Origin of the sequence: Microbacterium invictum, assembly GCF_014197265.1 — a bacterium.
GTDB classification, from domain to species: Bacteria; Actinomycetota; Actinomycetes; order Actinomycetales; family Microbacteriaceae; genus Microbacterium; species Microbacterium invictum.
In genome coordinates this window covers 2,201,496-2,224,716 of record NZ_JACIFH010000001.1, presented here as the reverse complement: position 1 = coordinate 2,224,716, position 23,221 = coordinate 2,201,496, and the positions used below count along the sequence as shown (strand labels likewise).

Below are 23,221 nucleotides of genomic sequence, written 5' to 3'. Positions count from 1 at the left end.
GCCGGCGTCCCGCACTTTGCTTCATCCACCGTTTGATGAGCGCACGGGTATCGAGCGCGCGGGGCTGTCGATGTGAGAGACGAGGCCGAAGGTGCCGCCGCTCAGTTCGAGGACTGGGTCGCTCGGAGCGTGCAATGTCGCCGAGGCCGCACTCATAGCGGCGGCGCGAGCATTCGGAGGACGGTCTCGACACCGTGCGAAAGCATCAGGCCCGAGATGGGCGACGAACGAAGAGAGGCGTCGGCGGGGAGGGAACGTCTGCGGGAACAATCGAGGTGAATCGGATGAGATCCGATGCAGCGTTTGAGATCTCGGATGCTTGATTTCATGGGGTTCTGTGACTCCATGCAGTCCCTGTGATGCGGTCCCGTAAGGGTTCAAATCCCACCGTTGCCGCCAACGTTTCACCAGATCAGACCTGCTTTTTGTGGGGCTGATCTGCGCTGGGAAAGGGAGTGGGAACACTTCGAGGACCTTCTCGTTCCCATTCTTTCCCATAACCGCAGGCGCGAGGCGTCGGCGGGGTGCTGACGAACCGCGAGACGCGCGGAATCTCGGGGATCTCGTGCGCCCGGTCGCCGCTTTGCGTCCCGACTTACCGTGGGTAGTTCGCCCACGGTAGGTGCCGGAAATTCTCCAGGCGGAGCGGGTACGGAAGCCGGGTAGCTGTGCGCGGGCGGATCCCTATCCGTGCATGGCGCGGAAGCGGGTCCATCGCGAGCGCCGGCTTGGTCGACGGGATCCCTTTGCAAGCAGTGCACGGAACTGTTCGGATGCGCGTGGACGCTGCTCGATCAAACGCCGGCCGCGTCCGGGAGTCGTGTGCGCTGACACTGTGTCGACTCTCGGTCGCGGGATCGTGGTCCGCAGGGCATTCTGGGTCGCATGGCCCGCTTCCTGCTCTCGGCAATGCCGTTCACGGGGCACATCAACCCCATTCGCGCGGTTGCGGCTGCGCTCGTCGCCCGTGGACATGACGTGCGGATCTATTCGGGCGCGGCGTTTCGCGGGCCTGTGGAGTCGTCGGGTGCCCGGCTCGTGCCGTGGCATCACGCTCCCGACTTCGATGAGAATGACCTCGCCGCGACGTTCCCACGGCTTCTGGGCAAGAAGGGTCTTGGTCAGCTGCTCATCAACGTCGAAGATGTCTTCATCAACACCTCTTCCGCGCAGGTGGAAGATCTTCGGGACGAGTGGGTCAGGGAACCGTGGGATGCGATCGCCGGCGACGACGTCTCGATCGGCGTTGCGCTGTACGCCGCGCAGAACGGCGGCCCATGGGCGACGATCTCGATCATCCCGCTCAATCTCGCCGGAACACAGGGCCCGCCCTCCGGACTGGGCTTGTGGCCCGGCACGAACCCGTTCACCAAGGCGAGGGATGCCACCCTCCGCGCGATTGCGCCGCTCCTCGCCCGATCGCTTGCGAAGGCGATCGCGAGATCCGAGAAATCCATCGGCCTCCCTCCGCGTGGGCTGACGATGGAGCAGATCACCTTCTCACGACAGCTAATTGTCGCGAGCGGATCCCCCCTGCTGGACTTCGAGCGCACCGACAGGCCCGACTTCCTCCAGTTCGTGGGCGAGCTCCGGACGCCGCGGACGGCGTCGCTGGCGCTGCCGGCGTGGTGGAGGAGTGACCTGGACGGTCGACGGGTCGTGCATGTCACGCAGGGGACACAGAACATCGATCCGACCGACCTCATCGTTCCCACGCTCGCGGCATTGGCCGACCGTGACGATCTTCTCGTGGTGGTGACGACGGGCGTCCCCGGAGAAGATGGCCTGGGGTTCCCCGTCCCCGTCAACACGCGGGTCGCCGGGTTCCTGCCGTACAGCGAACTCCTTCCTCGGGTGGATGTAGCCGTGACGAACGGAGGGTGGGGTGGGACGCTCGCGATGCTCGCCCACGACATCCCCCTCGTGATCGCCGGAGGCGACCTCGACAAACCTGAGATCGCCTCCCGCGTCGCGTGGACCGGAGCAGCAGTCAACCTCAAGACCGGCACGCCCACCACGGCTCAGGTCGCGGCCGGACTCGACACCGTCACGACAGACCCGTCATACCGGGACGCCGCAACACGCGTCGGCGTGCAACTGCGGTCGCTCGGCGGAGCCGCCCGGGCAGCCGAGCTACTCGAGCAACTCGCTCAACCCGGGTACGGTTCAACCCCTGGACCCGGCGACTGACACGGCCTGCGAAGCATTCGGTTCGACTCAGCAGCACCGCGAGAACAGTCACTCATCAGCATCCCCATCTGGGCGTCGCGCGGATCGGGGCGCCTCGTGGGCATCTGGGTCGATGAAGCCGCAGACGCTTCAGATCGAAGCGGACGCGGGCGAGAGGGTCTATAGCGGGAATGCGGGTGTCGGGCCGGTGTCACGTACGGTGTGGCCCCTCAGTGGCGCTCTCGCGAGGTCACTCACCGTGAGCAAGGTGCCCACCGTAGGTGGTGGGATCTCGATCTCGAGCTACGGCGCGGCAGTGCTGGCAGGTGTTGGTGGGTGCGTGCGCCTGCCAACACATGAGGCGGGCTCGTACGTTCAGACGGTGAGGAAGTCGGCGACACCGGTGAGAGCCTCTGGTCGCAACCGGTAGTAGGCCCACGTTCCTCGCTTGGACCGCGACAGGAATCCTGCCTCGGTGAGCACCTTCAAGTGGTGCGACACGGTGGGCTGTGACAGCCCGACGGGTTCGATCAGGTCGCAGACACATGCCTCTTGGTCGGCGGAGGACGCGACGAGGGACAGCAATCGCAGTCGGGCCGGATCGGCAAGTGCTTTCAACGTCGCCGCGAGGTGCTCGGCGTGCGCCTGCTCAATCGGCTCCGTCACCAGCGACGCACAGCACACCCCGCTTGTCGCACTAACGTCCGTGACCTCGAGGGTGCTGATCATATATCGATCATAATAGATATTGACAGTTGTCGATAGAGCGAGCGATACTAGTCATCGACGTTCATCGATATTCACCGGAGGCTTTGATGACCCTGCTCGACTTGACTCCTCGCGCCGTAGTCAGCGACCGACTCGCGACGCTGCCGGTGATCATCATCGGTGCGGGCCCGATCGGACTTGCCGCCGCGGCCAACCTCGTCGAACGGGGCATCGACTTCACCGTGCTGGAGGCGGGAACCGAACCCGCGGCTTCCATCCGCCTCTGGGGACACACCCGCTTGTTCTCGCCGTGGCGTCACCTGCTCGACCCCGCCTCGCGGCGGCTGCTGGAGGAGGCCGGCTGGGCTGCGCCGACCGACGAGAGCCGCGCCCCTTCGGGGCACGAGCTCGTCGATGAGTATCTGGCACCACTCGCCGGGCTCGACGCCATCGGCCCTCGCATCCGTTACGGCGTCCGTGTTGTCGCTGTCACCCGCGAGGGCATGGATCGCACCCGTACCGCCGGTCGCGAGCGCGCCCCATTCTTGGTCCGCCTCGAGGCCGCCGACGGACAGCTCGAGGAGTTGACCGGCCGAGCGGTCATCGATGCCTCCGGCACGTACGCCACCCCGAACCCCCTCAGCTCGTCCGGGCTCGAGCCCATCGGTGCAGCGGACGTCGAGGGGCTGGTGCTGCATGCTCTGCCGGACGTTCTCGGTGTCGACCGGGCACGGTTCGCCGGCAAGCACACCACGGTGGTCGGCGCCGGACACTCTGCCGCCAACACGCTCATCGCCCTCGCTGAGCTCGCGAAGGCAGATCCGGCCACGCGGGTGACCTGGCTGATCCGCAAAGCCTCTGCCGTCCGGGTGTCTTCCTCGGGCGACGACGAGCTCGCTGACCGCGCGCGGCTCGGCTCCCGCGTCGACCAGCTCGTCGACACGCGCGAAGTCCAGAAGATCGACTCGTTCGAGATCCTCCAGGTGAGCCGCCACGGGGACGGCGCCCGCCTCGCCGGCCGCCGCCGTGGCGAAGCGGTCACCCACGACACCGATGTGGTGGTCAGCGCGACCGGTTTCCGGCCGAACCTGGCGATGCTGCGCGAAGTTCGTCTCGGATTGGACGACATCGTCGAAGCGCCGACACGGCTGGCTCCCTTGATCGACCCGAACCTGCATTCCTGCGGAACGGTCGAACCCCATGGTTTCGATGAGCTCCGGCATCCGGATGCCGGATTCTTCATCGTCGGCATGAAGTCCTACGGCCGTGCCCCCACCTTCCTGCTGGCCACGGGGTACGAGCAGGTTCGCTCGGTCGTGGCATGGCTCGACGGTGACATGCGCTCCGCCACGCAGGTGCAGCTGACGCTCCCCGCGACGGGCGTGTGCTCCACCGAGCTCGGCGGCGGAAGCTCCTGCTGCTCATGACGCAGGTCCGGCCGATGACGGCGGCGGACTGGCCACAGGTCGAGGAGATCTTCGCCGCCGGAATTGCGGGTGGCGAGGCGACATTCGAGACCCTCACGCCGGCCTGGGAGCAGTTCGACGCCGGGAAGCTCCACGTTGCCAGGTTGGTCGCCGTCGATGACTCCAGCACGGTTCTCGGATGGGTTGCGGCATCACCCGTCTCCTCGCGGCAGGTCTACAGCGGCGTGATCGAGCACTCCGTCTATGTGCATCCCGCACACGGAGGCAAAGGCGTCGGGCGACTGCTGCTCGACGGGTTCATCGCCGCCGCAGAAGATGAGGGGTATTGGACGATCCAGTCGAGCATCTTCCCGGAGAACACCGCCAGTATTCGCCTGCATGAGCGGGCAGGTTTTCGCGTGGTCGGCAGGCGGGAGCAGATCGCCCGTTCCACGCTGGGGCCGCACGCCGGCCAATGGCGCGACACGATCATGGTCGAGCGGCGAAGTCGCGTGAACGGAATCTGACCAGACCGCGATGGCGCGTCAGCCATAGACTGACGTCTATGGCTCAGCACGCGGCGACGCCGGGACTCAGTGTGGTCGCCGACCCCACGCGGGCCCGCATCCTGCAGATCATCCACAATGCCCCCGGGGCGCGCGCCCTCGTGGGCAAGCTCGCCGACGAGCTCGGGCTGCGTCAGCCCACGGTGAGTCATCACATGGCGGCGCTCCATGCAGAGGGCATGGTCGTTCGTGAGCGGGATGGCCGCCGGGTCTGGTACTCCATCCATCCCGATCAGCGGGAGCGGGTCGACGCACTTCTCGGCCCGGCGCCGATGACCGCCGCGACCCCGGACTGGAGCCGGGTGATCGACGACCTCGCCGCGCGCTACCGGGGCACCTTCAACCGTGAGACCGTCGCCCGCTACGTGTCCGACAGCCGCGACCTCCTCGCCCCGCGCGACGGCGCACCCATGCTCGCCTCCCGCACGGCCGCGTTCGCGGCATCCCGGCTCGACGACCTCGAGCGCACTGACCACCATGGCAAGATCCCCACCGTGCTGTTCGTTTGCGTCCAGAACGCCGGCCGGTCCCAGCTCGCCGCCGGCATTCTGCGTCAGCTCGCCGGCGGCCGCGTCGTCGTCCGCACCGCCGGATCCGCGCCGGCGACCGCCGTTCGTCCCGCGATCGTGGCCGCGCTGGACGAGATCGGCGTTTCGGTCGGCGGCGAGTTTCCCAAACCGCTCACCGACGATGCGGTGCGGGCCGCCGACGTGGTCATCACGATGGGCTGCGGCGACGCGTGCCCCGTCTACCCCGGGCGGCGCTATCTCGATTGGGACCTCGAAGACCCCGTCGACAAGCCCCTCGACACCGTTCGCCGCATCCGCGACGACATCGACCAGCGCGTGCGTGCGCTGCTCTCCCAACTGTTCACCGATTCCGGCGAGCAGCCAGCCACATGATCGATAGATCCTGGTCTATGCTTTTGGTGGAGAGAAGGTGAGACCGTCCATGAGCAGCAAGCCCACCGTCCTGTTCGTCTGCGTTCACAACGCGGGCCGCTCGCAGATGGCCGCCGGCTACCTGCAGTCGCTCGCCGGCGGCCGCATCGAGGTGCTCTCGGCAGGGTCTGAGCCGAAGGACCAGATCAACCCGGTCGCCGTCGCGGCGATGGCCGAAGACGGCGTCGACATCGCCGAGAACACCCCGCAGCTGCTCACCGTGGCCGCGGTGAAAGAGTCCGACGTCGTCATCACGATGGGCTGCGGCGACGCCTGCCCTATCTTCCCCGGCAAACGCTACGAGGACTGGCAGTTGGACGACCCGGCGGGCCAGGACGACGCGACTGTTCGTCGCATCCGAGACGACATCCGTGCCCGCGTCGAGACCCTCATCACCGAGCTCCTGCCGGCCGGGGGCGGATCGTGAGCAGCGCCCTCGGGCTGGATGGTCTTGCGCGATCCCGCGGGCTGATCGCCTGGCCGGTGATGTCGTGCGCGCCGCCGATGCAGTCGTGACCATGGGCTGCGGCGATGCCTGCCCCTTCTACCCCGGTAAGCGGTACCCCGACCCGCGCGGCCACCGCCCCGTGACCGTCGACGCCCCCGTCACTCACGCCCCGCTTTGGGGCCGCGCTCTGGCCGAGTTTCTCGGCACTGGCTTACTCGTTACCATCGTCGTCGGCTCCGGCATTGCCGCACAACGACTGTCGACCGACACCGGTCTGCAGCTGCTCGAGAACTCGATCGCCACCGCACTCGGCCTCGGCGTGCTCATCCTGCTGTTCGCGCCGGTCTCCGAAGCGCATTTCAACCCGGTCGTCTCCGTCGTCGACTTCGCCCTCGGCCGCAGCGATCGCACCGGACTCATCCCCAGCGCGCTCGGCGTCTACATCGTCGTGCAGCTCGCCGGCGGCATCGGCGGGGCGATCCTCGCCAACGCGATGTTCGCCACAGCGACCGCCATCTCGACCACCGACCGCGCGACCCCCGCGACGTTCCTCGCCGAGACCGTCGCCACCGCCGGTCTCATCCTGCTCATCGTCGGGCTCTCAAGAGCGAACCGCACCATCCCTGTCATCGCCGCCGCCGTCGGCTCGTACATCGGAGCGGCGTACTGGTTCACCAGCTCGACCTCGTTCGCCAATCCCGCCGTCACCGTCGGGCGCATCTTCACCGACACCTTCGCGGGCATCGCACCCACCTCCGTCCTGCCCTTCATCGGTGCACAGTTGCTCGGGGCCGCGATCGGCGGGGGACTGAGCATTGCGCTGTTCCGGAGGGCCGTGGCACCCGTATCCGCTCAGGGTCGAGTCACGAACTAGCCGACCGTTGGGTGTGCGCTGACACTCTCGTGCTTGACAGGGCTACCGGTCAGACCGCCCCCTCAGATCGAGCGGGAACGGGCACGGTCGAGAATGTCTGAGACGGCGTCGAGATCGTCGTCGAACAGGTCGCTGGACGTGTCGAGGGTCATCGCTGCGCTGGCATGGCCGAGCATCCGCTGGACTGTCTTCACGTTCGCTCCGGCGCTCGCAGCCAGCGATGCGGCTGAGTGGCGCAGATCGTGTGGCGCGACACGGGGACAGTCCGGGTCGCCGCGCTGGGCACGCCGCTCCCTTGGAGGTGAGGCCGCCGGCATCCGCTCACTGGATCCTCATCGGATCGCTGCTGGCGGACCTGCGTCGGATCAGCGCCGAGCTGGTCGGTGACCCGTAGTGCGCGGCGTCAGCCTTCGCGTCGCCGCGTGATCTCGGCCATCGCAGACCAGTCGAGTTCGGACAGCTCCGAGTCGGCGAGGGTGTCTTCGAAGATCCCCTGGAGGATGCCGGCGGTCGGCAGTGCTGCGGACGTCTCGGCGGCGGCGGCCTGGACCAGAGACAGATCCTTGAGCCCCAGCGCGACGCTGAAGGCTGCGGGGACCGTCACCAGGTTTCCGGACCCGAGTACGCAGTGTGGGACCAGTTCCGTGACGAGGATGGCGCCCCCCTCTACCCCCAGCGACCCGTGCTCCTCGGGCCGCTGTTCACTCAGGGGGCGGCAGGGACGCTGCCGACCGGACGAATCTCCGGGAAGATGATCGTCGTCTCCTGCCTGTTGGATCGCGAGGCGTTCCCGTGGCAGGCCTACTGGTATCGCGCTCGCGTTCAGGAGCACCTCCGAGCGACCGTGGACGACCGGTTCCGGCTGTGGTTCATCGACAACGCCCTGCACGGTGACGACGACCCGCAGGAGTTCCCTGACCGCACCGTCGCATACCTGGGTGCGCTCGAGACAGCACTGCGGCAACTCGTCGCGTGGGTCGAGCGCGACGAAGACCCGACACCGACCTCGGTCTACCGCGTCTCCGACGGCCAGATCGTGCTGCCGGCCTCCGTCGAGGCGCGTGGCGGCGTGCAACCCGTCGCCACGCTCACGATCAACGGGCGGAACCACGCGATCGTCCGGACCGGCGAGTCCTTCGACATCCATCTCGACGTCGAGGCACCTGCAGGCGGCATCGTGGTCGAAGTGCGGCCAGACTTCACCGGGAGCGGCCGACTGGGCGACCCCATCGCGCTCGAGCCCGCACCATCGCTCGCCATCGACCAGCAACTCGTCCTCGATGAACCGGGAACCTACCTCCTCTCGGCACGCGTGGCGGCGCAGACCGAGGCCGACCCGATCAGCCCGCACGCACGCGTCCAGAACATCGCGCGCGCACGACTGACCGTCACCGACTGATCATCGCCCGCCACGTCAGCCGCGTGAGCCGGGCGTTCGCGAGCCTGCTCAGCCAGTCGGCGAGCGGCTTGCATCGGCGACGGATCGACCACGCTCTCTTCCGCCCCGGGTGCGTGCGGTCGTAGTGTGAGCTCGTGGGGACACCTGATCGGCATCCGCAGGCGACGGACCCGGCGCCGCGCGCACCTGAGCCGCACGGTCGGCGTCGTGCCGTCATCGCCGCGTCCGCGGGCAACTTCGTCGAGTGGTACGACTTCGGCGTCTACGGCTTCCTGGCACCCATCATCGCGACGCAGTTCTTCCCGTCCATGAGCCCCGGGGCCGGTCTGATGGCGGCCTTCGCCGTGTTCGGCGTCGCGTTCATCACCCGTCCGCTCGGGGCGCTGATGTTCGGGCATCTGGGCGATCGGACGGGGCGTCGCCGCGCACTGTCTGCCGTCATCCTCCTGATGTCGGTGAGCACCGTCGCCATCGGACTCCTGCCGTCGTTCGAGACATTGGGCCTGGTCGCGCCGGTTCTGCTGCTGATCGCGCGCATGCTCCAGGGATTCTCGGCGGGCGGTGAGCTCGGCGGCGCGATCGCGTACGTGACCGAGCATGCGACCCCGCGGCGCCGGGGCCGATACGGAAGCTGGGTGTTCTTCACGCAGATACTCGGCACCATCGCGGCCGCGGCGCTGGTCACCGCCATGACCTCGATCCTCGGCAGTGCGGCGATGGCCGAGTGGGCATGGCGGATCCCCTTCCTCGTCGCCCTGCCGATCGGGTTGATCGGTCTGTACCTGCGACTCGCAGCCACCGAGACCCCGAGCTTCGCCGCCCTCGAACGGTCTCAGCGCGTCGTACGCATGCCGCTGTGGGCGACCCTGACCGACCACAGCATCGAGCTGCTGCAGGTCGCGGGGATCGTGGTCACCACGACGACCACCATGCTCATGGTGACCGCCTTCGTGCCGGCGATCCTGGTGCAGGTCGGAGGGGTCAGCTCGATCCGGGCGCTGTCCGTGAGCATGGCGGGACTGCTCGTGATCCTCGTGCTCTGTCCGTTCCTGGGCGCGCTGTCGGACATCGTCGGGCGCAAGGCGGTGATGCTGTGCACCCCCATCACCGCGATCGTGGCGGCCTTCCCGGTGTTCCTGCTCCTCACCAGCGGCGACGCGCCGGCCGCTCTCGTCGGCGGTGCGCTGCTCGGGCTCGTGCTCGCGCCGTTCGCGGGTGCGGGGTCGGCCGCGCTCGCCGAGCTCTTCCCCACCGCGGTCCGCTACAGCGGCCTCGCCGTCGGGTCGGCCCCCGCGATCGCGATCGCGGGGGGCCTCGGCCCCGTGCTGCTGACGTGGCTGGTCGAGACGACCCAGTCGCTGCTGGCACCCGCCATCGTCCTCCTCGCCCTCGGCGTCATCACGTTCACCGCCGTCGTGACGATGAAGGAGACCGCTCCGGCGCTGCAGGACGTGACCCCGCGCGCCGGTGACGACGAGGTCGTCGCGCTGCCCTAGCCGCTGCGGATCGCCGAGCACCGACAATCACACTCGACGGATGATTCGCGAGAGCGCAGCCCGCTCATAGCGTCGATCGTGGGTCGACGCGTGAGGCGTCGCACGATGCCGGAGGGGGCAACGATGAGACGCATCACGGCGGGAGAACGCTCGTGACCGAACACTCTGCCCGGGCCGCTCGCGCGACGGTCACGGCGCTGGCAATGCTCGCCGTGGTCGCGCTGGCAGGGTGCGCCGGCGAGGTCAGCAGCGTGGACCGCGCCGAGGCGAAGGTGACCGCCAAAGAGAAGGCCGTGGCCGCAGCCCAGGACGATCTCGCCGCGGCCTCGGACATGTTCTGCGAAGCGAGCAAGACGTACATCGTGGCCCTCGACCGCTACGGCGACGTGCTGAACGACACCGCTCCCACCGTCGGCGACGTCCGGGCGGCGGGTGCGGAGCTCGTCGATCCCCGCGAAGACGCGTTCGAGGGAGCCGACGCGGCCCTGGAGGCGCAGCAGGGTCTTGCCGTCGCAGAGCAGGAGCTCGCCGACGCGCAGGCGCAATTGGAGCTGGCTCAGGCGGGCGCCACGGATGCTCCCGGTGATGTGACCGGGACGCCACCGGCATCCACCCCCCTTGCCCCGGCTGCCACCGTCGACCGGGTCAGGCTGGCCGAATCAGACTTCGCCGCGGCTCAAGAAGCGGTCACCGACGAGACACCACTGTCGGTCGCATCGGAGCAGTTCAACAGTGCCGCCGTCGGCCTCGAGTGGGCGTGGCTGCGCCTGTTCGCCGACGCCGGCTGCCTCACCGACGAGCAGGCCGTGCAGGCCGAAGCGGCCGTGGCGGCGTATGTGGCGGCGCTGCAGCAGGATCTCGCAGACGCCGGGTACTTCAGCGGGGCTGTCGACGGGGTCTACGGCCCGGAGACCGTCGGCGCCGTCGAGGCCCTGCAAGAAGCGCATGGGCTGCCGGTCACCGGGACCGTCGACAACGCGACGGCCGCCGCGCTGCAGGCCGAACTGCTGGCTGTGGGCGGAGCGGAGGCGCAGGAGGAACTGGCGACGACAGCGGCGGTCCAGCAGACCCTGAAGCTCCTGGGCTTCTGGGACGGCCCGGTCGACGGCGCGTGGACCCCGGCACTGACCGACGCCGTGGTCGCCTTCCAGACCGAGCTCGGCGTCGAGCCGACCGGAGCGGTGGATGCCGCGACCATCACCGCCTTCCACGAGGCGATCGCCGAGCGTGAAGAGTCGATGAAGCCCACCGAAAGCCCGTCTCCGACGCCGACCCCGACTCCGACCGAAGAACCGTGAATGCCATCGAGCCCTGATGCGCGGCGCTCGCCGTCCGCCGGTGGGAAGGGGTGCCCATGACCCGGGTCCACATTCTGGCGACGGGCGGAACGATCGCGGGCACGGCGCCGTCTCAGGTCGCCCAGGGGTATCGCTCGGGCGGACTGAGCGTCGACGCGCTGATGGCCGGCGTCCCCGGTCTGGGCGATGTGGCGACGTTGACCGGCGAACAGGTCTCGCAAGTGGGCAGCCAGGATATGAACGACGCGCTGTGGCTCCGGCTCGCCGCGAGGGTCGACGCGGTGTTCGCGGCGGATGAGGCCGACGGCATCGTCATCACGCACGGCACCGACACGGCCGAGGAGACCGGATACTTCCTCCATCTGGTCACCGGGTCCGAACGTCCGGTCGTGCTGACCGGCTCGATGCGCCCCGCCACGGCGCTGAGTGCAGACGGCCCGCTCAACCTGTTCAACGCGGTCAGCGTGGCGGCGGATCGGCATGCCCGGGGGCGCGGGGTCATCGTGGCCATCAACGACGACCTCCACAGTGCGCGCGACGTCACGAAGTCCAGCACCACCGATGTGCAGGCGTTCGTCTCGCCGGGCGCCGGGCTCCTGGGTACCGCGAGCTACGGGCGCATCCGGTACTTCCGTCGCCCGACCCATCTGCACACCGGCAGTACCGAGTTCACCGTGGCGGACATCGTCGCGCTGCCTCGCGTCGACATCATGTACGCGCACGCGAACATGCCCGCCGATCTCGTGCGTGCGAGCGTATCCCTCGGCGCACAGGGCATCGTCATCGCCGGCATGGGGAATGGGAACGTGTCCACCGAGGTGGCAGAGATTCTCGCGGACGTCGCCCGCGACGGTGTGGCCGTGGTTCGCAGCTCGCGCGTCGGGAGCGGCGACGTCGGCCGGAACATCGAACTGGACGATGACGGGCTCGGACTGGTGGCATCAGACCAGCTCAATCCGCAGAAGAGCAGGGTTCTGCTGCAGCTCTGCCTGGCGCGCGGCCTGGGACCGGCTGCGATTCAGCAGGCGTTCCTGCGGTACTAGGTTGCGGGCCGTCCGCGGGGGTTCGGAGAACCCGGCGGGGGAGGTCGAAGCCATGACCTCGAGACCCCGCCGGTCCCCCGGCTGCTCAGCCGGCCGGCGTAACGTCACCGTCATCCAACGCTTCCACGGCTGACGCGACGTCATCCCCGGGGGATGATTCCCCGACTCCGCGATGTCACACCGGCGGGCCGGCGGCGTCGCAGTCTGCCCGATGGATGCCGCGCGCGGCACAATGGGCAGGTGGCCACCTCCCCGGAGCTCAACGGCATCGCCGCCGAACTCTATGCGCTGGCACCGGACGCGTTCACCGCGGCGCGCAACGCCCGGGCGAAGGAGGCAGAGGATTCCGCATTCGCCGCCGAGATTCGCGCCCTCCGCAAGCCGCTCGTGGCCGCGTGGGTCGTGAACCTGTTCGCACGCGAACACGCGGGCGAGCTCACCGAAGCTCTGGAACTGGCCGAGGCCCTGCGCGAGGCGCAGGCGGACCTCGACGCGGCCACGCTCACGACGCTCAGCCGCGAGCGTCGCGCGCTGGTGCGCAGCCTCGCGAAGAAGGCCGGGGATGCCGCGGCCGAGCGCGGGGAACGGATCACCGTGAGCACGCTGGAAGCGGTCGTCGAGACGCTGAACGCCGCGATGTTCGACGGCGCGGCCGCGGCCGCCGTGGCCTCGGGGCGGCTCGTGCGGCCGCTTCAGGCATCGGGCAGTGACGCGGTCGACCTGGCGGGAGCCCTCGCCGGTGACATCGATGCGGTGGCCGAGAGAAGCTCGCCGCCGGCCGATGAAGTCCGCGCCCGCCGCGAGCGCAAAGAGGCCGAACGTGCCCTGCGATCGGCCGAGTCCCGGCTCAAGGACGCGATGCGCCGCCGTGACGACGTCGACCGCAGGTGGCAGGCAACGGCGGAGCGGGCACGAGAGCTGTCCGACCGTGCCGAGAAGCTCGAGGCCGAGCTCGCACGCGTGGAGAAGGATGCCGTGTCAGCGCACGCCGAGGCCGGAGAACTCGACGGGGAGCGCACGGCCGCAGCCGACGAGGTGGTGCAGGCCGAGCGTGCCGCCGAAGAAGCCCGCCTACGAGTCGACGGCTGACCTCGCGATCAGTCCGTGCCGTCGTTGTCGTCCGACACTTCGACCGCCTGTGGCGCGTTGTTGTCGGGCACGTCCTGATCCAGATCGAAATGCTCGGCGACGAGTTGGATGCCGCCGGTCGAACTCGCCGAGTTGGCCAGACTCGCGATCCACTCGCGGCTGAGGGCCGGGGGCTCGGGGTTCTCGAAGACGAACCGCAGGGGGATCGAGGGGTGCAGCCAGATCGTGCTGCGCCCGCGCGGCTGATCGTCGGGGTGTTGCCACGACACGGTGAAGCTCTCGCCGCGGCGAAGCTTGGTGGAGATGACCACCTTCAGATGCGCGAGTATGCGGTCCTCGATGTGGATCGGTGTCGCCGAGCCGCCGTAGTAGATCGTGCCCATGTGCGAAACACTAAACCTTCCGCGTGCTCAGCGCGTCCCTCGCCGTGTGTCAGGATGGACGCGACATGGGCAAACTCACCTACCACAGCGGTACGAAAGTCGACCTCGAAGACCGCGTCCTCGCGCACCTTCAGGTCGTGATCGCGAACAAGCTCCGCCGGGGCGAGAGCTTCGTGTTCACGTGGCGTGACGATGTGAGCGTCGGGGAGGGGCGGACGTCGGTCTGGCTCAGCCCCAGCCTGGCGATCTCGTTCAAGTACTACGGCAGCCGTCCGCCGACACTCAACCGTGCCTGGATCGAAGCGCTGGCCGTCACGGCGAACTCGCCGAGCGGACTGCACATCGTGCCCGAGCCGCCCGAGGACACCGCCCCCCGCGCAGGCGACGACGTCCCCTGAACCGGCGATCCCTCGGCAGCGGTTACGCGATCTCCCCACCGGCGACCGTGTCGGCGAGGGCGTGCACGCGCGGCAGATGGTGACTGCCGTAGAAGTCCGCTGACGTCAGCCGCGCGGCATCCCCTTCATCCAGCGTCTCGTGCCGCAGCACGGCGACGACGGCCAGCGCGTGCATCCAGCCGCCGGCGAGGGTGCCGAGTAGCATGAGGTAGGGCACGCTGACGGCGTACGCGTCGCGGGGCGACGACGCGAACGCGAGCAGGTCCGCGGTCGCACGGCGCGTGGTGGCGACGGCGCGGTCCAGACGGTCTGCCGTCCGCGCGGCGACGGGGTGGTCGACGCCGCGCAGCTGCGCGAGGGTCTCGTCGATCTGCGCGAGCAGCGCATCGACGGTGGCGCCGCCGTTGCGCAGCACCTTCCGGCCGACGAGGTCGTTGGACTGGATGGCCGTCGTACCCTCGTAGATCGTGGTGATGCGCGCATCGCGGTAGTGCTGGGCGACGCCGGTCTCTTCGATGAACCCCATACCGCCGTGGACCTGGATGGCATCGCTCGTGACCTGCTGGGCGTCTTCGGTCGTCCAGCCCTTGAGGATCGGCACGAAGAACTCGGCCAGCGCGGCGTCGCCGCCGGCATCGGCCCGATCGAGCAGGTCGGCGGCGTAGACCCCGAGCGCCCGCATCGCGAAGATCTTGCTCGACATCGACAGCAGCAGCCGGCGCACATCGGGGTGCTCGGCGACCGGCGCACCGGCCGGGCGGCCCTGCACCGGACCCTGCACACGCTCGGCGGCGTACGTCGCGGCCTGCTGGTAGGCGCGGTCCGAGATGCCGGTGGCTTGGAAGCCCATGCCCGCGCGGGCCGAGTTCATCATCACGAACATGCCGGCAAGTCCCCCGTGCAGATCGCCGACGAGATACCCGGTCGCATCCTCGTACGCGAGCACGCAGGTCGGGCTGCCGTGGATGCCGAGCTTGTGCTCGACGGCCACCGTGGTGATCGCGTTGCGCTCGCCGAGGCTGCCGTCGGGGTTCACGAGCACCTTCGGGGCGACGAACAGCGAGAGCCCGCGGGCGCCGTCCGGTGCGCCGGGGGTGCGGGCCAGCACCAGGTGGACGATGTTCTCGGCGACGTCGTGATCGCCCCACGTGATGAAGATCTTCTGCCCGCGGATCGCCCAGCTGCCGTCGTCGCGGGGCGTCGCCATCGTGCGGATCGCGCCGAGGTCGGTGCCGGCGGCCGGCTCGGTGAGGTTCATCGTGCCGGTCCACTCGCCCGAGACGAGCTTGGTGAGGTAGGTCTCGCGCAGGTCGTCGGATGCCGTGGCATCGAGCGCGTGGATCTGCCCCGCCGTCAGCAGCCAGCACAGCGCGAAGGCGGCGTTCGAGCCGTTCCAGATCTCCCCGAGCCCCGCGCGCACCGCGCCGGGCAGGCCGTCGCCGCCGGCCGAGACAGGGGCCTCGGCGGTGATCCAGCCCGCGTCGACGAACGCGCGATAGGCATCGGCGAAGCCGGTGGGCAGGCGCACCTGGCCGTCTTCGAGCCGGGCGCCTTCGCGATCGCCGACGGCTTCGAGGGGGGCGAGGACGGATGCCGCGAACTCACCCGCGCCGGCGACGATCTCCGTGGCATCCATCGCCGTCAGCTCGCCATCGGACGCGCGGGCGACGAGATCGAGCCCGAATGCCTCGCCGAAGAGGAACGTGTAGTCGGCGACGGGCGGCTGGTACGGGGGCGTGGCCATCAGAACTCCTTGAGGGTGAGACTGAGGATCAGTATAGATGACACTCAGTACCGCCTCCCGAGAGTCACCTGATCTTGCGCCGGTAGACCGCCATCGAGAGCAGGAACGCCCCGGCGAGGATGCCGGCGCACCACCCGAGCGCGATCCAGATCTCGCCACCGACCGGCTGCCCGGCGAACAGTGCGCGGATCGTGTTTACGATCGGCGTCACCGGCTGGTTCTCGGCGAACCAGGCGACCGGCGCCGGCATGGTGTCGGTCGGGACGAACGCCGAGCTGACGAACGGCAGGAAGATGAGCGGGTACGAGAACGCACTCGCGCCGTCGACCGTCTTGGCCGAGAGGCCCGCCACCACGGCGAGCCACGTGAGGGCGAGCGTGAACAGGATCAGGATGCCGGCGACGCCCAGCCATGCGCCGACACCGGCGCCGGTGCGGAAGCCCATCGCGAACGCGACGCCGACGACGATCACGAGCGAGACCATGTTGGCCACCAGCGAAGTCAGCACATGCGCCCACAGCGCGCTCGACCGCGCGATCGGCATCGACTGGAACCGCTCGAAGATGCCGCCCTGCATGTCCATGAACAGGCGGTACGCCGTGTACGCGATGCCGGAGGCGATCGTGATGAGCAGGATGCCGGGGAGCATGTAGTCGATGTACGACGACGAACCGGTGTCGATCGCGCCCCCGAACACGAAGACGAAGAGCAGCATGATCGCGACCGGGGTGACGGCGGTCGTGATGATCGTGTCGGGGCTGCGCAAGATGTGGCGCAGCGAGCGCCCGGCGAGGATGCCGGTGTCGCTCACGAAGTGCGTGGCGCTCATGATCGCTCCCTGGCGGTGAGGGCGAGGAAGACCTCCTCGAGGGTGGGCTGCTTCTCGACGTACTCGACCTGCGCCGGCGGAAGCACCTGCTTCAGTTCGGCCAGAGTGCCCTCGACGATGATCCGCCCGTCGTGGAGGATCGCGATGCGGTCGGCGAGATGCTCGGCCTCATCGAGGTACTGCGTGGTGAGCAGCACCGTCGTGCCGGCGCCCGCGAGGGTGCGCACGGTCTGCCAGACTTCGATGCGCGACTGGGGGTCCAGGCCCGTGGTCGGCTCGTCGAGGAAGATGACCGCGGGGTCACCCACGAGGCTCATCGCGATGTCGAGGCGGCGCCGCATGCCGCCCGAGTAAGTCGCCGCGCGCCGCGCACCGGCATCCATCAGCGAGAACCTGGCCAGCAGGTCATCGGCGATGGCGGCGGGATCGGGAAGGTGCCGCAGCCGGGCGACGAGCGAGATGTTCTCGCGGCCTGTCAAGACCTCGTCGACGGCGGCGAACTGCCCGGTGAGGCTGATCGACTCGCGCACGGACTGCGCCTGCGTGGCGACGTCGAAGCCGCTGACGGTGGCGCTGCCGGCATCCATCTCGACGAGCGTCGACAGGATGCGCACGAGCGTCGTCTTGCCCGCCCCGTTCGCGCCGAGCAGGGCGAAGATGCTGCCGCGCGCCACGTCGAGGTCGACGCCGCGCAGCACGGAGACGTCCGTGAACGACTTCTCCACACTCCGCACCCGGATGGCCGCGGTCATGTCGGCTCGCCTCGCTCGGCGTCGTCGATCGCCTTGTTCAGGCGGGCGCGCTCCTTGTCGAGCCACTGCTTTCCGCTGTATGCGCGGGCGAAGTTCTCCGCGAACTCGACCGGGTCGTCGCCGACGATCTCGCGCACCGCAGTGCCGTCGACGGCGGCGCGCTCCCACAGGTCGGCCAGGTCACCGAGCATCGTGACCAGGGTGTCTCCATCGGTGACCATCGCCGAGGACATGAGGTACCGCTCGATCGCCTTCGCGGCCGTGCGGTGGGGCTCTGCGAGTTCTTCGATGCGCGCCTTGTACTGGCGGTACTGCTTCTTCTGATCCAGCGACCCGGTGAGGATCTCGATCCATTTGGCGACCATGTCAGTTGCCTTCCTCTGTGTGTTCGGAGTGTTCGGTGTGCAGCTGCGCGATGCGGTCGGCGAGGAAGCCCCACGTCTCCCAGAATTCGTCGAGCTGCCGGCGCCCCTGCGCGTTGAGCGAGTACACCTTGCGCGGCGGCCCCTTCTCGGACGGGACCTTCTCCACGTCGGCCAGGCCGCGCTGCTCGAGGCGGACGAGCAGCGCGTAGACGGTGCCCTCGACGATGTCCGAGAACCCCTTGTCGCGCAGGTGCGCCGTGATCTCGTACCCGTACGCGGGACGCACGGACAGCAGTGCGAGCACGATGCCCTCGAGGGTGCCCTTGAGCATCTCAGTCATCTGATTGCCCATGGCGACGCCCATCTACTCGGTGATACTGATTACCGGTAGACGGTAACACCGAGTACCGGTACCTAGCAAGACCGAATAGTGGATGCCGGACTGTGCGGGGCTCTGGACGCTCACAGTCACCGGGTGTGGATGCCGTGGCTGAACCGGCGTACCCTGAGCGCCATGACTGAGCAGTCGGTCACCCCGTATCTCTGTGTGGCGGATGGGCGTGCGGCACTCGCCTGGTACGTCGAGGCGCTGGGCGCGGAGATGCGCGGTGATCCGTGGGTGGACAGCGATGGCCGGATCGGCCACGCCGAGTTCGCGATCGGCGAGAGCCTCGTCTTCCTGTCGGAGAGCTACCCGGATTACGGCGTCGAACCGCCGGCTGCCGGACGAGGGGCGCCCATGTCGCTGGTCATCGAGGTGGATGACTGTGCGGCCGCGCTGGCGCGTGTGCGCGCGGCCGGCGCGACGGTGACGCGGGAGCCGGACCCCGACGACGACCGTCTCGTCGGGACGATCATCGACCCGAGCGGTCACCGCTGGATGATCGTCCAGGAGCGGTGATCATGGCCGGCTCTGCAGGGTCTGGGTGACCGCGAGCATCTCGGGCGCGACTATTTGCAGTCGTGCAGAAATGCATGACGTGCAATAATTGCCGGATGAGTGCGGGCGCGAGGGAGAACGAGGGACTGCGGGCACGCAAGCAGCGCGAGACGCGCAACGCCATCCACCGCGCCGCCGTCGACCTCGCTCTCGAACACGGCCCCGACGGAGCCACCGTCGCCGCGATCAGCGACCGGGCCGACATCTCGGTGCGCACCTTCTTCAACTACTACCCGACCAAAGAAGACGCGATCGTCGGGCTCCACGAGGGCCTGCCCAGCGACGCCGAGCTCGACGAGTTCCGCACCGCGGCATCCGGCGATCTGATCAGCGACCTGTCGCGACTGCTGCTGGGCGTCTACACACCCGACGACGACGACCTGGTGGCACAGCGCCGGTCGCTGATCGTGCAGTATCCCTACCTGATCCAGCGGCAGTGGGTGCGGATGCACGGCGTCGAGCAGCGCACTGCCACGGCGGTGGCCGAGCGGATGCGCACCGCCGGCGACTTCAGCCACCTCGACGACATCGACGCGGCTGCCGAGATCCTCGTGATGACCTGCTCCGGCGCGCTGCGCCTCAGCATCCGCAAGACCATCGAACACGGCGGCCAGCCCGCCGATGTCCTCAGCAGGCTCGACGAGAGCCTGCACACGCTCCGAGAGGTCCTCCGCACCCTGCCATGACCGCCACGTCGCCACGCCCGCAGTCCCACGAGACCCGCCGCGGGATCATTCTCCTGTTCATCGGCCTGATCCTCGCGATGCTCCTCGCTTCGCTCAGCCAGACGGTGCTCAGCGCAGCCATGCCGACGATGGTGGGAGAGCTCGGCGGCGTCGACCAGATGCTGTGGGTCATGACGGCCTACATCCTGGCCTCGACGATCATGATGCCGATCTACGGCAAGATGAGCGACCTCATCGGGCGCAAGACGCCGCTCATCGCGGCGATCCTGCTGTTCATCGCCGGGTCGGTCATCGGCGCCCTCGCCCCCGACATGGGCGTGCTGATCGCTGCCCGCGTCGTGCAAGGGCTCGGCGGCGGCGGCCTGATCATCCTGTCGCAGGCGATCATCGCCGATGTCGTCCCCGCCCGCGAGCGCGGCAAGTACATGGGCATCATGGGCGCGGTGTTCGCGGTGTCGTCGGTCGCCGGGCCCCTGTTGGGCGGATGGCTCACCGAGCAGGTCGACTGGCGCTGGACGTTCTGGATGAACGTTCCGCTGGGCATCGTCGCCCTCATCGCCGCGATCACTCTGCTGCACCTGCCGAAGGGCACCTCCCGGCCGAAGATCGACGTGTTCGGCATGATGACCCTCGCCGGTGCGACCGCGAGTCTCATCCTCGTGGCGTCGTGGGGCGGCAACGACTACGCCTGGAATTCGCCCGTCATCCTGGGCCTGATCGCCGCGACCATCGTGCTGTCGGTGCTGTTCGTGTTCGCCGAGCGCCGTGCCGCCGAGCCGATCATCCCGCCGGCGCTGTTCCGCGACCGCAACTTCAATCTCGCGACCTTCGGCGGTCTGCTCGTGGGCGTGACGATGTTCGGCGTCATCGGCTACCTCCCCACCCACCTGCAGATGACCTTCGGCGCCGACGCGACCGTCGCCGGACTGCTGATGGTGCCGATGATGGGGGCGATGCTCCTCTCGTCGCTCGGGACGGGCTGGCTCGTCAGCAGATACGGCCGGTACAAGTGGATGCCGATCGCCGGCGCCGCCGCCCTCGCGATCGCGCTGGTGCTGTTGGGGACCATCACCCCCGAGACGCCGCTGTGGCAGTTCTGCTGCTACATCGCCGTAATGGGCATGGGCCTCGGCGCCAACATGCAGATCCTCGTGCTCATCGTGCAGAACTCGTTCCCGGGCCGCATGGTGGGCACCGCCACCGCGGCGAACAACTTCTTCCGGCAGATCGGCGCGTCGCTGGGCAGCGCCGTCATCGGCAGCCTGTTCACCGTGCGGCTCATCAGCATCCTCGGCGAACGCCTGCCCGAGGGTGCGGCAGCACAGGTGGGCGATATCGGCTCGCTCACCCCGCACAGCCTGCTCGACCTGCCCGATGAGCTGCACTCCATCCTGGTCCACGGCTACAACGACGCGCTCACCCCGCTGTTCCTGTGGATGGCGCCGCTCGCGATCATCGGCCTCATCCTGTTCTGCTTCATCCGCGAGGTGCCGCTGAAGACCACCATCGAGCGCGATATCGCCCCCGATGCGATCAGCGAGGGACAGCTCATCATCGACCACGACGACGATTCGGCGGAGCGCGCGGGGAGCGAGGGCACCGTCGCGGCCGGCGGGAAGCCTGCCGGCCGGGGTGCGCGCCCGCGGCGATAGCCCGAGGTCACATTGCCGGGTGTGCGGGCCATGATGGAGTCATGAGCACCGGCATCCCGATCATCATCGACTGCGACCCGGGGCACGACGACGTCTTCGCGCTGTGGCTCGCCGCGGGCCACCCCGCACTCGACCTGCGGGCGGTGACCACGGTGGGCGGCAACGTGCCGCTGGAGCACACGAGTCGCAATGCGCGCATCGCGCTGAGCGTCGCGGGCGTCGAGGATGTGCCGGTCGCGGCCGGTGCCGTCGGACCGCTCGGGCGCGCACTGCAGACGGCCGAGTGGATCCACGGCGAGAACGGCCTCGGCGGGCCGGAGCTGCCCGAGCCGACCGTGCCGCTCGACCCGCGCACCGCGACCGAGCTGATGATGGACGTGCTGCGCGAGGCCGGCGAACCGGTCACCGTCATCGCGACCGGTCCGCTGACCAATGTCGCGATCCTGCTGCGCGACCACGCAGAAGCCTGGCCGCTGATCCGCGAGATCGTGTGGATGGGCGGCTCGACCGAACGGGGCAACGTGACGCCCTACGCGGAGTTCAACGCGTGGGTCGACCCCGATGCTCTCGCGGTCGTGCTCGAGACCGGCATCCACTTCACGATGATCGGACTCAACGTGACGCACGCCGCCCTCGTCACGCCCGCCGTGCGCGAGCAGCTCGCTGCCGCCGGCACCGCGACGGCGGCATTCGGCGACGAGCTGCTCGACTTCTTCTGCCGGACAAACGGCGAGGTGTTCGGCCTGCCCGATGGCCCGTTGCACGATCCCGTGGCCGTCGCCGCAGTGGCCGAGCCCACTGTCGTGCGACGGGTGCGCACCCGGCTGGACGTCGAACTCACCGGCGTCGAGACCGTCGGTGCGACCAGCGTCGACCTCGACGGGGTGCTCGACCGTGAGCCGAACGCGTGGGTGGCGACGGACCTCGACGTCGACCGGTTCTGGGAGTCGGTCGGGGAGGCGCTCGCGCGGCTGAGGTAGCGGGGCGCCAGTGGGCACGGCGAAGCCGCGTAGGCTCGATCGTCATGGCCACCGGTGCGCAGATCCACACGTTCGCGATCCAGCTGGCGGACGTCGATCGCGGGGTCTACGACGAGCTCATGCTGCGGGTCGCCCGGCATCCATCCGAGACCGATGCGTACATGCTGACGCGGGTCCTCGCGTACTGCCTCGAGTACGAGGAGGGGATCGGCTTCAGCGGCGGGATCTCGTCGACCGACGAGCCGGCCGTGCTGGTGCGCGACCTGACCGGCCGCGTCACCGCATGGATCGAGGTGGGCGCACCCGATGCGACCCGGCTGCACTACGGCAGCAAGCTCGCCGACCGCACCGTCGTCTACACGCACCGAGACCCGCTCAAGGTGGTCGCGGCGTGGGCCAGCAAGACGATCCACCGCGCTGACGACATCGCGGTGTACAGCTTCGACCCCGGGTTCATCGACGCGGCCGTGCCCGCCCTGGAGCGTCGCAACACGGCCACGGTCTCGGTGACCGAGCGCACGCTGTACGTCGATCTGAACGGCACGTCGCTGACCTCTGCGGTGCACGAGACCCGCATCCCGTAGCAGGGAGTGATCGCTCGCCGGGTCATCGGCTCAATGCGGCGCTGAACCACCGCGCGTAGGTGTGCCACGGGTCCACGCCGTTCGCCAGCGTCGCCGCGTGCGCGAGCAGCTCGGGCGCGGCGCGGAACCATTCGCCACCCTCACGCAGGTCGGCGAACTGCTGATGGCGCTCGTGCTCGAGGGCGCGCCCGCCCGGCTCGAAGGCGAGCAGCTCGTCGTGCCAGATCGCGCCCAGGCGCTGCCGGGGGTTCGTCGAGGTGCCGATCTTCACGCGCGCTGCGTAGCGCAGGTAGTACACGACGTCCACGCGCGGCAGGGGCAGCTCGGGATCGGGGACGTCGCCCACGCGCCACTCGCACACCGCGCAGCGCCAGCCGTCTGACCGCCGCACGCCGTCGGTGCACCCGCACAGCCGGCACGGCGCCGGCAGTGCTCCGATCGTCGTCACCCGCGCAGGCTACGCCCGGGCGC

Annotated in this window: 26 protein-coding genes and 1 pseudogene; 17 read left to right on the top strand and 10 right to left on the bottom strand. The window is 68.9% G+C overall.

What is annotated here, in order from left to right; translation table 11 throughout:
* The first annotated feature begins 885 nt into the window (after nucleotides 1-885).
* Nucleotides 886-2,190: a nucleotide disphospho-sugar-binding domain-containing protein gene (locus tag BKA10_RS10340; RefSeq protein WP_183499817.1), complete on the top strand. Its 1,305-nt coding sequence runs from the start codon at nucleotides 886-888 to the stop codon at nucleotides 2,188-2,190.
* A 354-nt stretch (nucleotides 2,191-2,544) separates the two neighbouring features.
* Here the strand turns inward: BKA10_RS10340 and BKA10_RS10335 are convergent, their stop codons facing one another.
* Nucleotides 2,545-2,898 (bottom strand): ArsR/SmtB family transcription factor, encoded by a 354-nt coding sequence (locus BKA10_RS10335; protein ID WP_183499816.1) that lies wholly within the window; start codon nucleotides 2,896-2,898, stop codon nucleotides 2,545-2,547.
* Nucleotides 2,899-2,984: 86 nt separating this feature from the next.
* Here BKA10_RS10335 and BKA10_RS10330 point away from each other — a divergent pair, with 86 nt between their 5' ends.
* From BKA10_RS10330 to BKA10_RS10310, 5 genes are all read left to right on the top strand, one after another.
* Nucleotides 2,985-4,304, top strand: coding sequence for an FAD-dependent oxidoreductase (locus BKA10_RS10330; protein WP_183499815.1), 1,320 nt, complete (start codon nucleotides 2,985-2,987; stop codon nucleotides 4,302-4,304).
* Nucleotides 4,301-4,810, top strand: coding sequence for a GNAT family N-acetyltransferase (locus BKA10_RS10325; RefSeq protein ID WP_183499814.1), 510 nt, complete (start codon nucleotides 4,301-4,303; stop codon nucleotides 4,808-4,810). Before BKA10_RS10330 ends, BKA10_RS10325 begins: the two co-directional genes overlap by 4 nt.
* 38 nt (nucleotides 4,811-4,848) lie before the next feature.
* Nucleotides 4,849-5,751 (top strand): metalloregulator ArsR/SmtB family transcription factor, encoded by a 903-nt coding sequence (locus BKA10_RS10320; protein WP_183499813.1) that lies wholly within the window; start codon nucleotides 4,849-4,851, stop codon nucleotides 5,749-5,751.
* Between the two features lie 49 nt (nucleotides 5,752-5,800).
* Nucleotides 5,801-6,217 carry an arsenate reductase ArsC gene (locus BKA10_RS10315; protein ID WP_183499812.1) on the top strand — a complete coding sequence of 139 codons (417 nt, stop codon included), beginning with the start codon at nucleotides 5,801-5,803 and terminating at the stop codon, nucleotides 6,215-6,217.
* 64 nt (nucleotides 6,218-6,281) lie between these two features.
* Nucleotides 6,282-7,112, top strand: a complete 831-nt coding sequence (locus BKA10_RS10310) for an aquaporin (RefSeq protein WP_248199326.1) — start codon at nucleotides 6,282-6,284, stop codon at nucleotides 7,110-7,112.
* A gap of 62 nt (nucleotides 7,113-7,174) precedes the next feature.
* Here BKA10_RS10310 and BKA10_RS10305 read toward each other — a convergent pair.
* Nucleotides 7,175-7,378: pseudogene (locus tag BKA10_RS10305) on the bottom strand (tyrosine-type recombinase/integrase); the annotation flags it as partial.
* Nucleotides 7,379-7,515: 137 nt separating this feature from the next.
* Nucleotides 7,516-7,716 carry a hypothetical protein gene (locus BKA10_RS10300; protein ID WP_183499811.1) on the bottom strand — a complete coding sequence of 67 codons (201 nt, stop codon included), beginning with the start codon at nucleotides 7,714-7,716 and terminating at the stop codon, nucleotides 7,516-7,518.
* A 147-nt stretch (nucleotides 7,717-7,863) separates the two neighbouring features.
* Between BKA10_RS10300 and BKA10_RS10295 the strand changes: the two genes are divergently transcribed.
* From BKA10_RS10295 to BKA10_RS10275, 5 genes are all read left to right on the top strand, one after another.
* On the top strand, nucleotides 7,864-8,511 hold the full coding sequence (locus BKA10_RS10295) for a hypothetical protein (protein ID WP_183499810.1): 648 nt from the start codon (nucleotides 7,864-7,866) through the stop codon (nucleotides 8,509-8,511).
* A gap of 134 nt (nucleotides 8,512-8,645) precedes the next feature.
* A complete protein-coding gene (locus BKA10_RS10290) occupies nucleotides 8,646-10,007 on the top strand; it encodes an MFS transporter (protein WP_183499809.1) in 1,362 nt (453 codons plus the stop codon).
* A 152-nt stretch (nucleotides 10,008-10,159) separates the two neighbouring features.
* Complete coding sequence (locus tag BKA10_RS10285) at nucleotides 10,160-11,305, top strand: peptidoglycan-binding protein (RefSeq protein WP_248199328.1); 1,146 nt, start codon at nucleotides 10,160-10,162, stop codon at nucleotides 11,303-11,305.
* A 56-nt stretch (nucleotides 11,306-11,361) separates the two neighbouring features.
* Nucleotides 11,362-12,348 (top strand): type II asparaginase, encoded by a 987-nt coding sequence (locus BKA10_RS10280; protein ID WP_183499808.1) that lies wholly within the window; start codon nucleotides 11,362-11,364, stop codon nucleotides 12,346-12,348.
* A gap of 240 nt (nucleotides 12,349-12,588) precedes the next feature.
* Nucleotides 12,589-13,437, top strand: a complete 849-nt coding sequence (locus tag BKA10_RS10275; protein WP_183499807.1) for a transposase — start codon at nucleotides 12,589-12,591, stop codon at nucleotides 13,435-13,437.
* 8 nt (nucleotides 13,438-13,445) lie between these two features.
* Here BKA10_RS10275 and BKA10_RS10270 read toward each other — a convergent pair whose 3' ends face one another.
* Nucleotides 13,446-13,820 carry a DUF7882 family protein gene (locus BKA10_RS10270; protein ID WP_183499806.1) on the bottom strand — a complete coding sequence of 125 codons (375 nt, stop codon included), beginning with the start codon at nucleotides 13,818-13,820 and terminating at the stop codon, nucleotides 13,446-13,448.
* A gap of 65 nt (nucleotides 13,821-13,885) precedes the next feature.
* On the opposite strand from BKA10_RS10270, the gene BKA10_RS10265 reads away from it, so the two are divergent.
* On the top strand, nucleotides 13,886-14,218 hold the full coding sequence (locus BKA10_RS10265; protein ID WP_183499805.1) for a DUF7882 family protein: 333 nt from the start codon (nucleotides 13,886-13,888) through the stop codon (nucleotides 14,216-14,218).
* A 22-nt stretch (nucleotides 14,219-14,240) separates the two neighbouring features.
* Here BKA10_RS10265 and BKA10_RS10260 read toward each other — a convergent pair whose 3' ends face one another.
* The 5 genes from BKA10_RS10260 to BKA10_RS10240 form a co-directional block, all read right to left on the bottom strand.
* Nucleotides 14,241-15,962 carry an acyl-CoA dehydrogenase family protein gene (locus tag BKA10_RS10260; protein ID WP_183499804.1) on the bottom strand — a complete coding sequence of 574 codons (1,722 nt, stop codon included), beginning with the start codon at nucleotides 15,960-15,962 and terminating at the stop codon, nucleotides 14,241-14,243.
* Nucleotides 15,963-16,026: 64 nt separating this feature from the next.
* Entirely contained in the window at nucleotides 16,027-16,791 is a 765-nt protein-coding gene (locus BKA10_RS10255; protein ID WP_183499803.1) for an ABC transporter permease, read from the bottom strand.
* On the bottom strand, nucleotides 16,788-17,543 hold the full coding sequence (locus BKA10_RS10250; protein ID WP_183499802.1) for an ABC transporter ATP-binding protein: 756 nt from the start codon (nucleotides 17,541-17,543) through the stop codon (nucleotides 16,788-16,790). Before BKA10_RS10250 ends, BKA10_RS10255 begins: the two co-directional genes overlap by 4 nt.
* Nucleotides 17,540-17,908, bottom strand: a complete 369-nt coding sequence (locus tag BKA10_RS10245) for a DUF1048 domain-containing protein (protein WP_183499801.1) — start codon at nucleotides 17,906-17,908, stop codon at nucleotides 17,540-17,542. Before BKA10_RS10245 ends, BKA10_RS10250 begins: the two co-directional genes overlap by 4 nt.
* 1 nt (nucleotide 17,909) lies before the next feature.
* On the bottom strand, nucleotides 17,910-18,260 hold the full coding sequence (locus tag BKA10_RS10240; protein WP_183501155.1) for a PadR family transcriptional regulator: 351 nt from the start codon (nucleotides 18,258-18,260) through the stop codon (nucleotides 17,910-17,912).
* 162 nt (nucleotides 18,261-18,422) lie between these two features.
* Between BKA10_RS10240 and BKA10_RS10235 the strand changes: the two genes are divergently transcribed.
* From BKA10_RS10235 to BKA10_RS10215, 5 genes are all read left to right on the top strand, one after another.
* On the top strand, nucleotides 18,423-18,809 hold the full coding sequence (locus tag BKA10_RS10235) for a VOC family protein (RefSeq protein ID WP_183499800.1): 387 nt from the start codon (nucleotides 18,423-18,425) through the stop codon (nucleotides 18,807-18,809).
* A gap of 95 nt (nucleotides 18,810-18,904) precedes the next feature.
* The gene (locus BKA10_RS10230) at nucleotides 18,905-19,534 is read left to right on the top strand and encodes a TetR/AcrR family transcriptional regulator (RefSeq protein ID WP_183499799.1); all 630 of its coding nucleotides are present in this window, start codon (nucleotides 18,905-18,907) and stop codon (nucleotides 19,532-19,534) included.
* On the top strand, nucleotides 19,531-21,186 hold the full coding sequence (locus BKA10_RS10225) for an MDR family MFS transporter (RefSeq protein ID WP_183499798.1): 1,656 nt from the start codon (nucleotides 19,531-19,533) through the stop codon (nucleotides 21,184-21,186). Before BKA10_RS10230 ends, BKA10_RS10225 begins: the two co-directional genes overlap by 4 nt.
* A 41-nt stretch (nucleotides 21,187-21,227) precedes the next feature.
* A complete protein-coding gene (locus BKA10_RS10220; RefSeq protein ID WP_183499797.1) occupies nucleotides 21,228-22,166 on the top strand; it encodes a nucleoside hydrolase in 939 nt (312 codons plus the stop codon).
* 44 nt (nucleotides 22,167-22,210) lie between these two features.
* Nucleotides 22,211-22,750, top strand: coding sequence for a YaeQ family protein (locus BKA10_RS10215; RefSeq protein WP_183499796.1), 540 nt, complete (start codon nucleotides 22,211-22,213; stop codon nucleotides 22,748-22,750).
* A 22-nt stretch (nucleotides 22,751-22,772) separates the two neighbouring features.
* Here the strand turns inward: BKA10_RS10215 and BKA10_RS10210 are convergent, their stop codons facing one another.
* Nucleotides 22,773-23,198: a GIY-YIG nuclease family protein gene (locus BKA10_RS10210; RefSeq protein WP_248199330.1), complete on the bottom strand. Its 426-nt coding sequence runs from the start codon at nucleotides 23,196-23,198 to the stop codon at nucleotides 22,773-22,775.
* Between the last annotated feature and the right edge of the window lie 23 nt (nucleotides 23,199-23,221).

Coding starts and splice junctions, on each gene's coding strand:
- BKA10_RS10270 (WP_183499806.1), bottom strand. CDS start 13,820: ATGGGCACGATCTACTACGGCGGCTCGGCGACACCGATCCACATCGAG.
- BKA10_RS10245 (WP_183499801.1), bottom strand. CDS start 17,908: ATGGTCGCCAAATGGATCGAGATCCTCACCGGGTCGCTGGATCAGAAG.
- BKA10_RS10225 (WP_183499798.1), top strand. CDS start 19,531: ATGACCGCCACGTCGCCACGCCCGCAGTCCCACGAGACCCGCCGCGGG.
- BKA10_RS10230 (WP_183499799.1), top strand. CDS start 18,905: ATGAGTGCGGGCGCGAGGGAGAACGAGGGACTGCGGGCACGCAAGCAG.
- BKA10_RS10235 (WP_183499800.1), top strand. CDS start 18,423: ATGACTGAGCAGTCGGTCACCCCGTATCTCTGTGTGGCGGATGGGCGT.
- BKA10_RS10260 (WP_183499804.1), bottom strand. CDS start 15,962: ATGGCCACGCCCCCGTACCAGCCGCCCGTCGCCGACTACACGTTCCTC.
- BKA10_RS10330 (WP_183499815.1), top strand. CDS start 2,985: ATGACCCTGCTCGACTTGACTCCTCGCGCCGTAGTCAGCGACCGACTC.
- BKA10_RS10220 (WP_183499797.1), top strand. CDS start 21,228: ATGAGCACCGGCATCCCGATCATCATCGACTGCGACCCGGGGCACGAC.
- BKA10_RS10240 (WP_183501155.1), bottom strand. CDS start 18,260: ATGGGCAATCAGATGACTGAGATGCTCAAGGGCACCCTCGAGGGCATC.
- BKA10_RS10340 (WP_183499817.1), top strand. CDS start 886: ATGGCCCGCTTCCTGCTCTCGGCAATGCCGTTCACGGGGCACATCAAC.
- BKA10_RS10255 (WP_183499803.1), bottom strand. CDS start 16,791: ATGAGCGCCACGCACTTCGTGAGCGACACCGGCATCCTCGCCGGGCGC.
- BKA10_RS10315 (WP_183499812.1), top strand. CDS start 5,801: ATGAGCAGCAAGCCCACCGTCCTGTTCGTCTGCGTTCACAACGCGGGC.
- BKA10_RS10325 (WP_183499814.1), top strand. CDS start 4,301: ATGACGCAGGTCCGGCCGATGACGGCGGCGGACTGGCCACAGGTCGAG.
- BKA10_RS10320 (WP_183499813.1), top strand. CDS start 4,849: ATGGCTCAGCACGCGGCGACGCCGGGACTCAGTGTGGTCGCCGACCCC.
- BKA10_RS10265 (WP_183499805.1), top strand. CDS start 13,886: ATGGGCAAACTCACCTACCACAGCGGTACGAAAGTCGACCTCGAAGAC.
- BKA10_RS10215 (WP_183499796.1), top strand. CDS start 22,211: ATGGCCACCGGTGCGCAGATCCACACGTTCGCGATCCAGCTGGCGGAC.
- BKA10_RS10295 (WP_183499810.1), top strand. CDS start 7,864: ATGATCGTCGTCTCCTGCCTGTTGGATCGCGAGGCGTTCCCGTGGCAG.
- BKA10_RS10250 (WP_183499802.1), bottom strand. CDS start 17,543: ATGACCGCGGCCATCCGGGTGCGGAGTGTGGAGAAGTCGTTCACGGAC.
- BKA10_RS10280 (WP_183499808.1), top strand. CDS start 11,362: ATGACCCGGGTCCACATTCTGGCGACGGGCGGAACGATCGCGGGCACG.
- BKA10_RS10335 (WP_183499816.1), bottom strand. CDS start 2,898: ATGATCAGCACCCTCGAGGTCACGGACGTTAGTGCGACAAGCGGGGTG.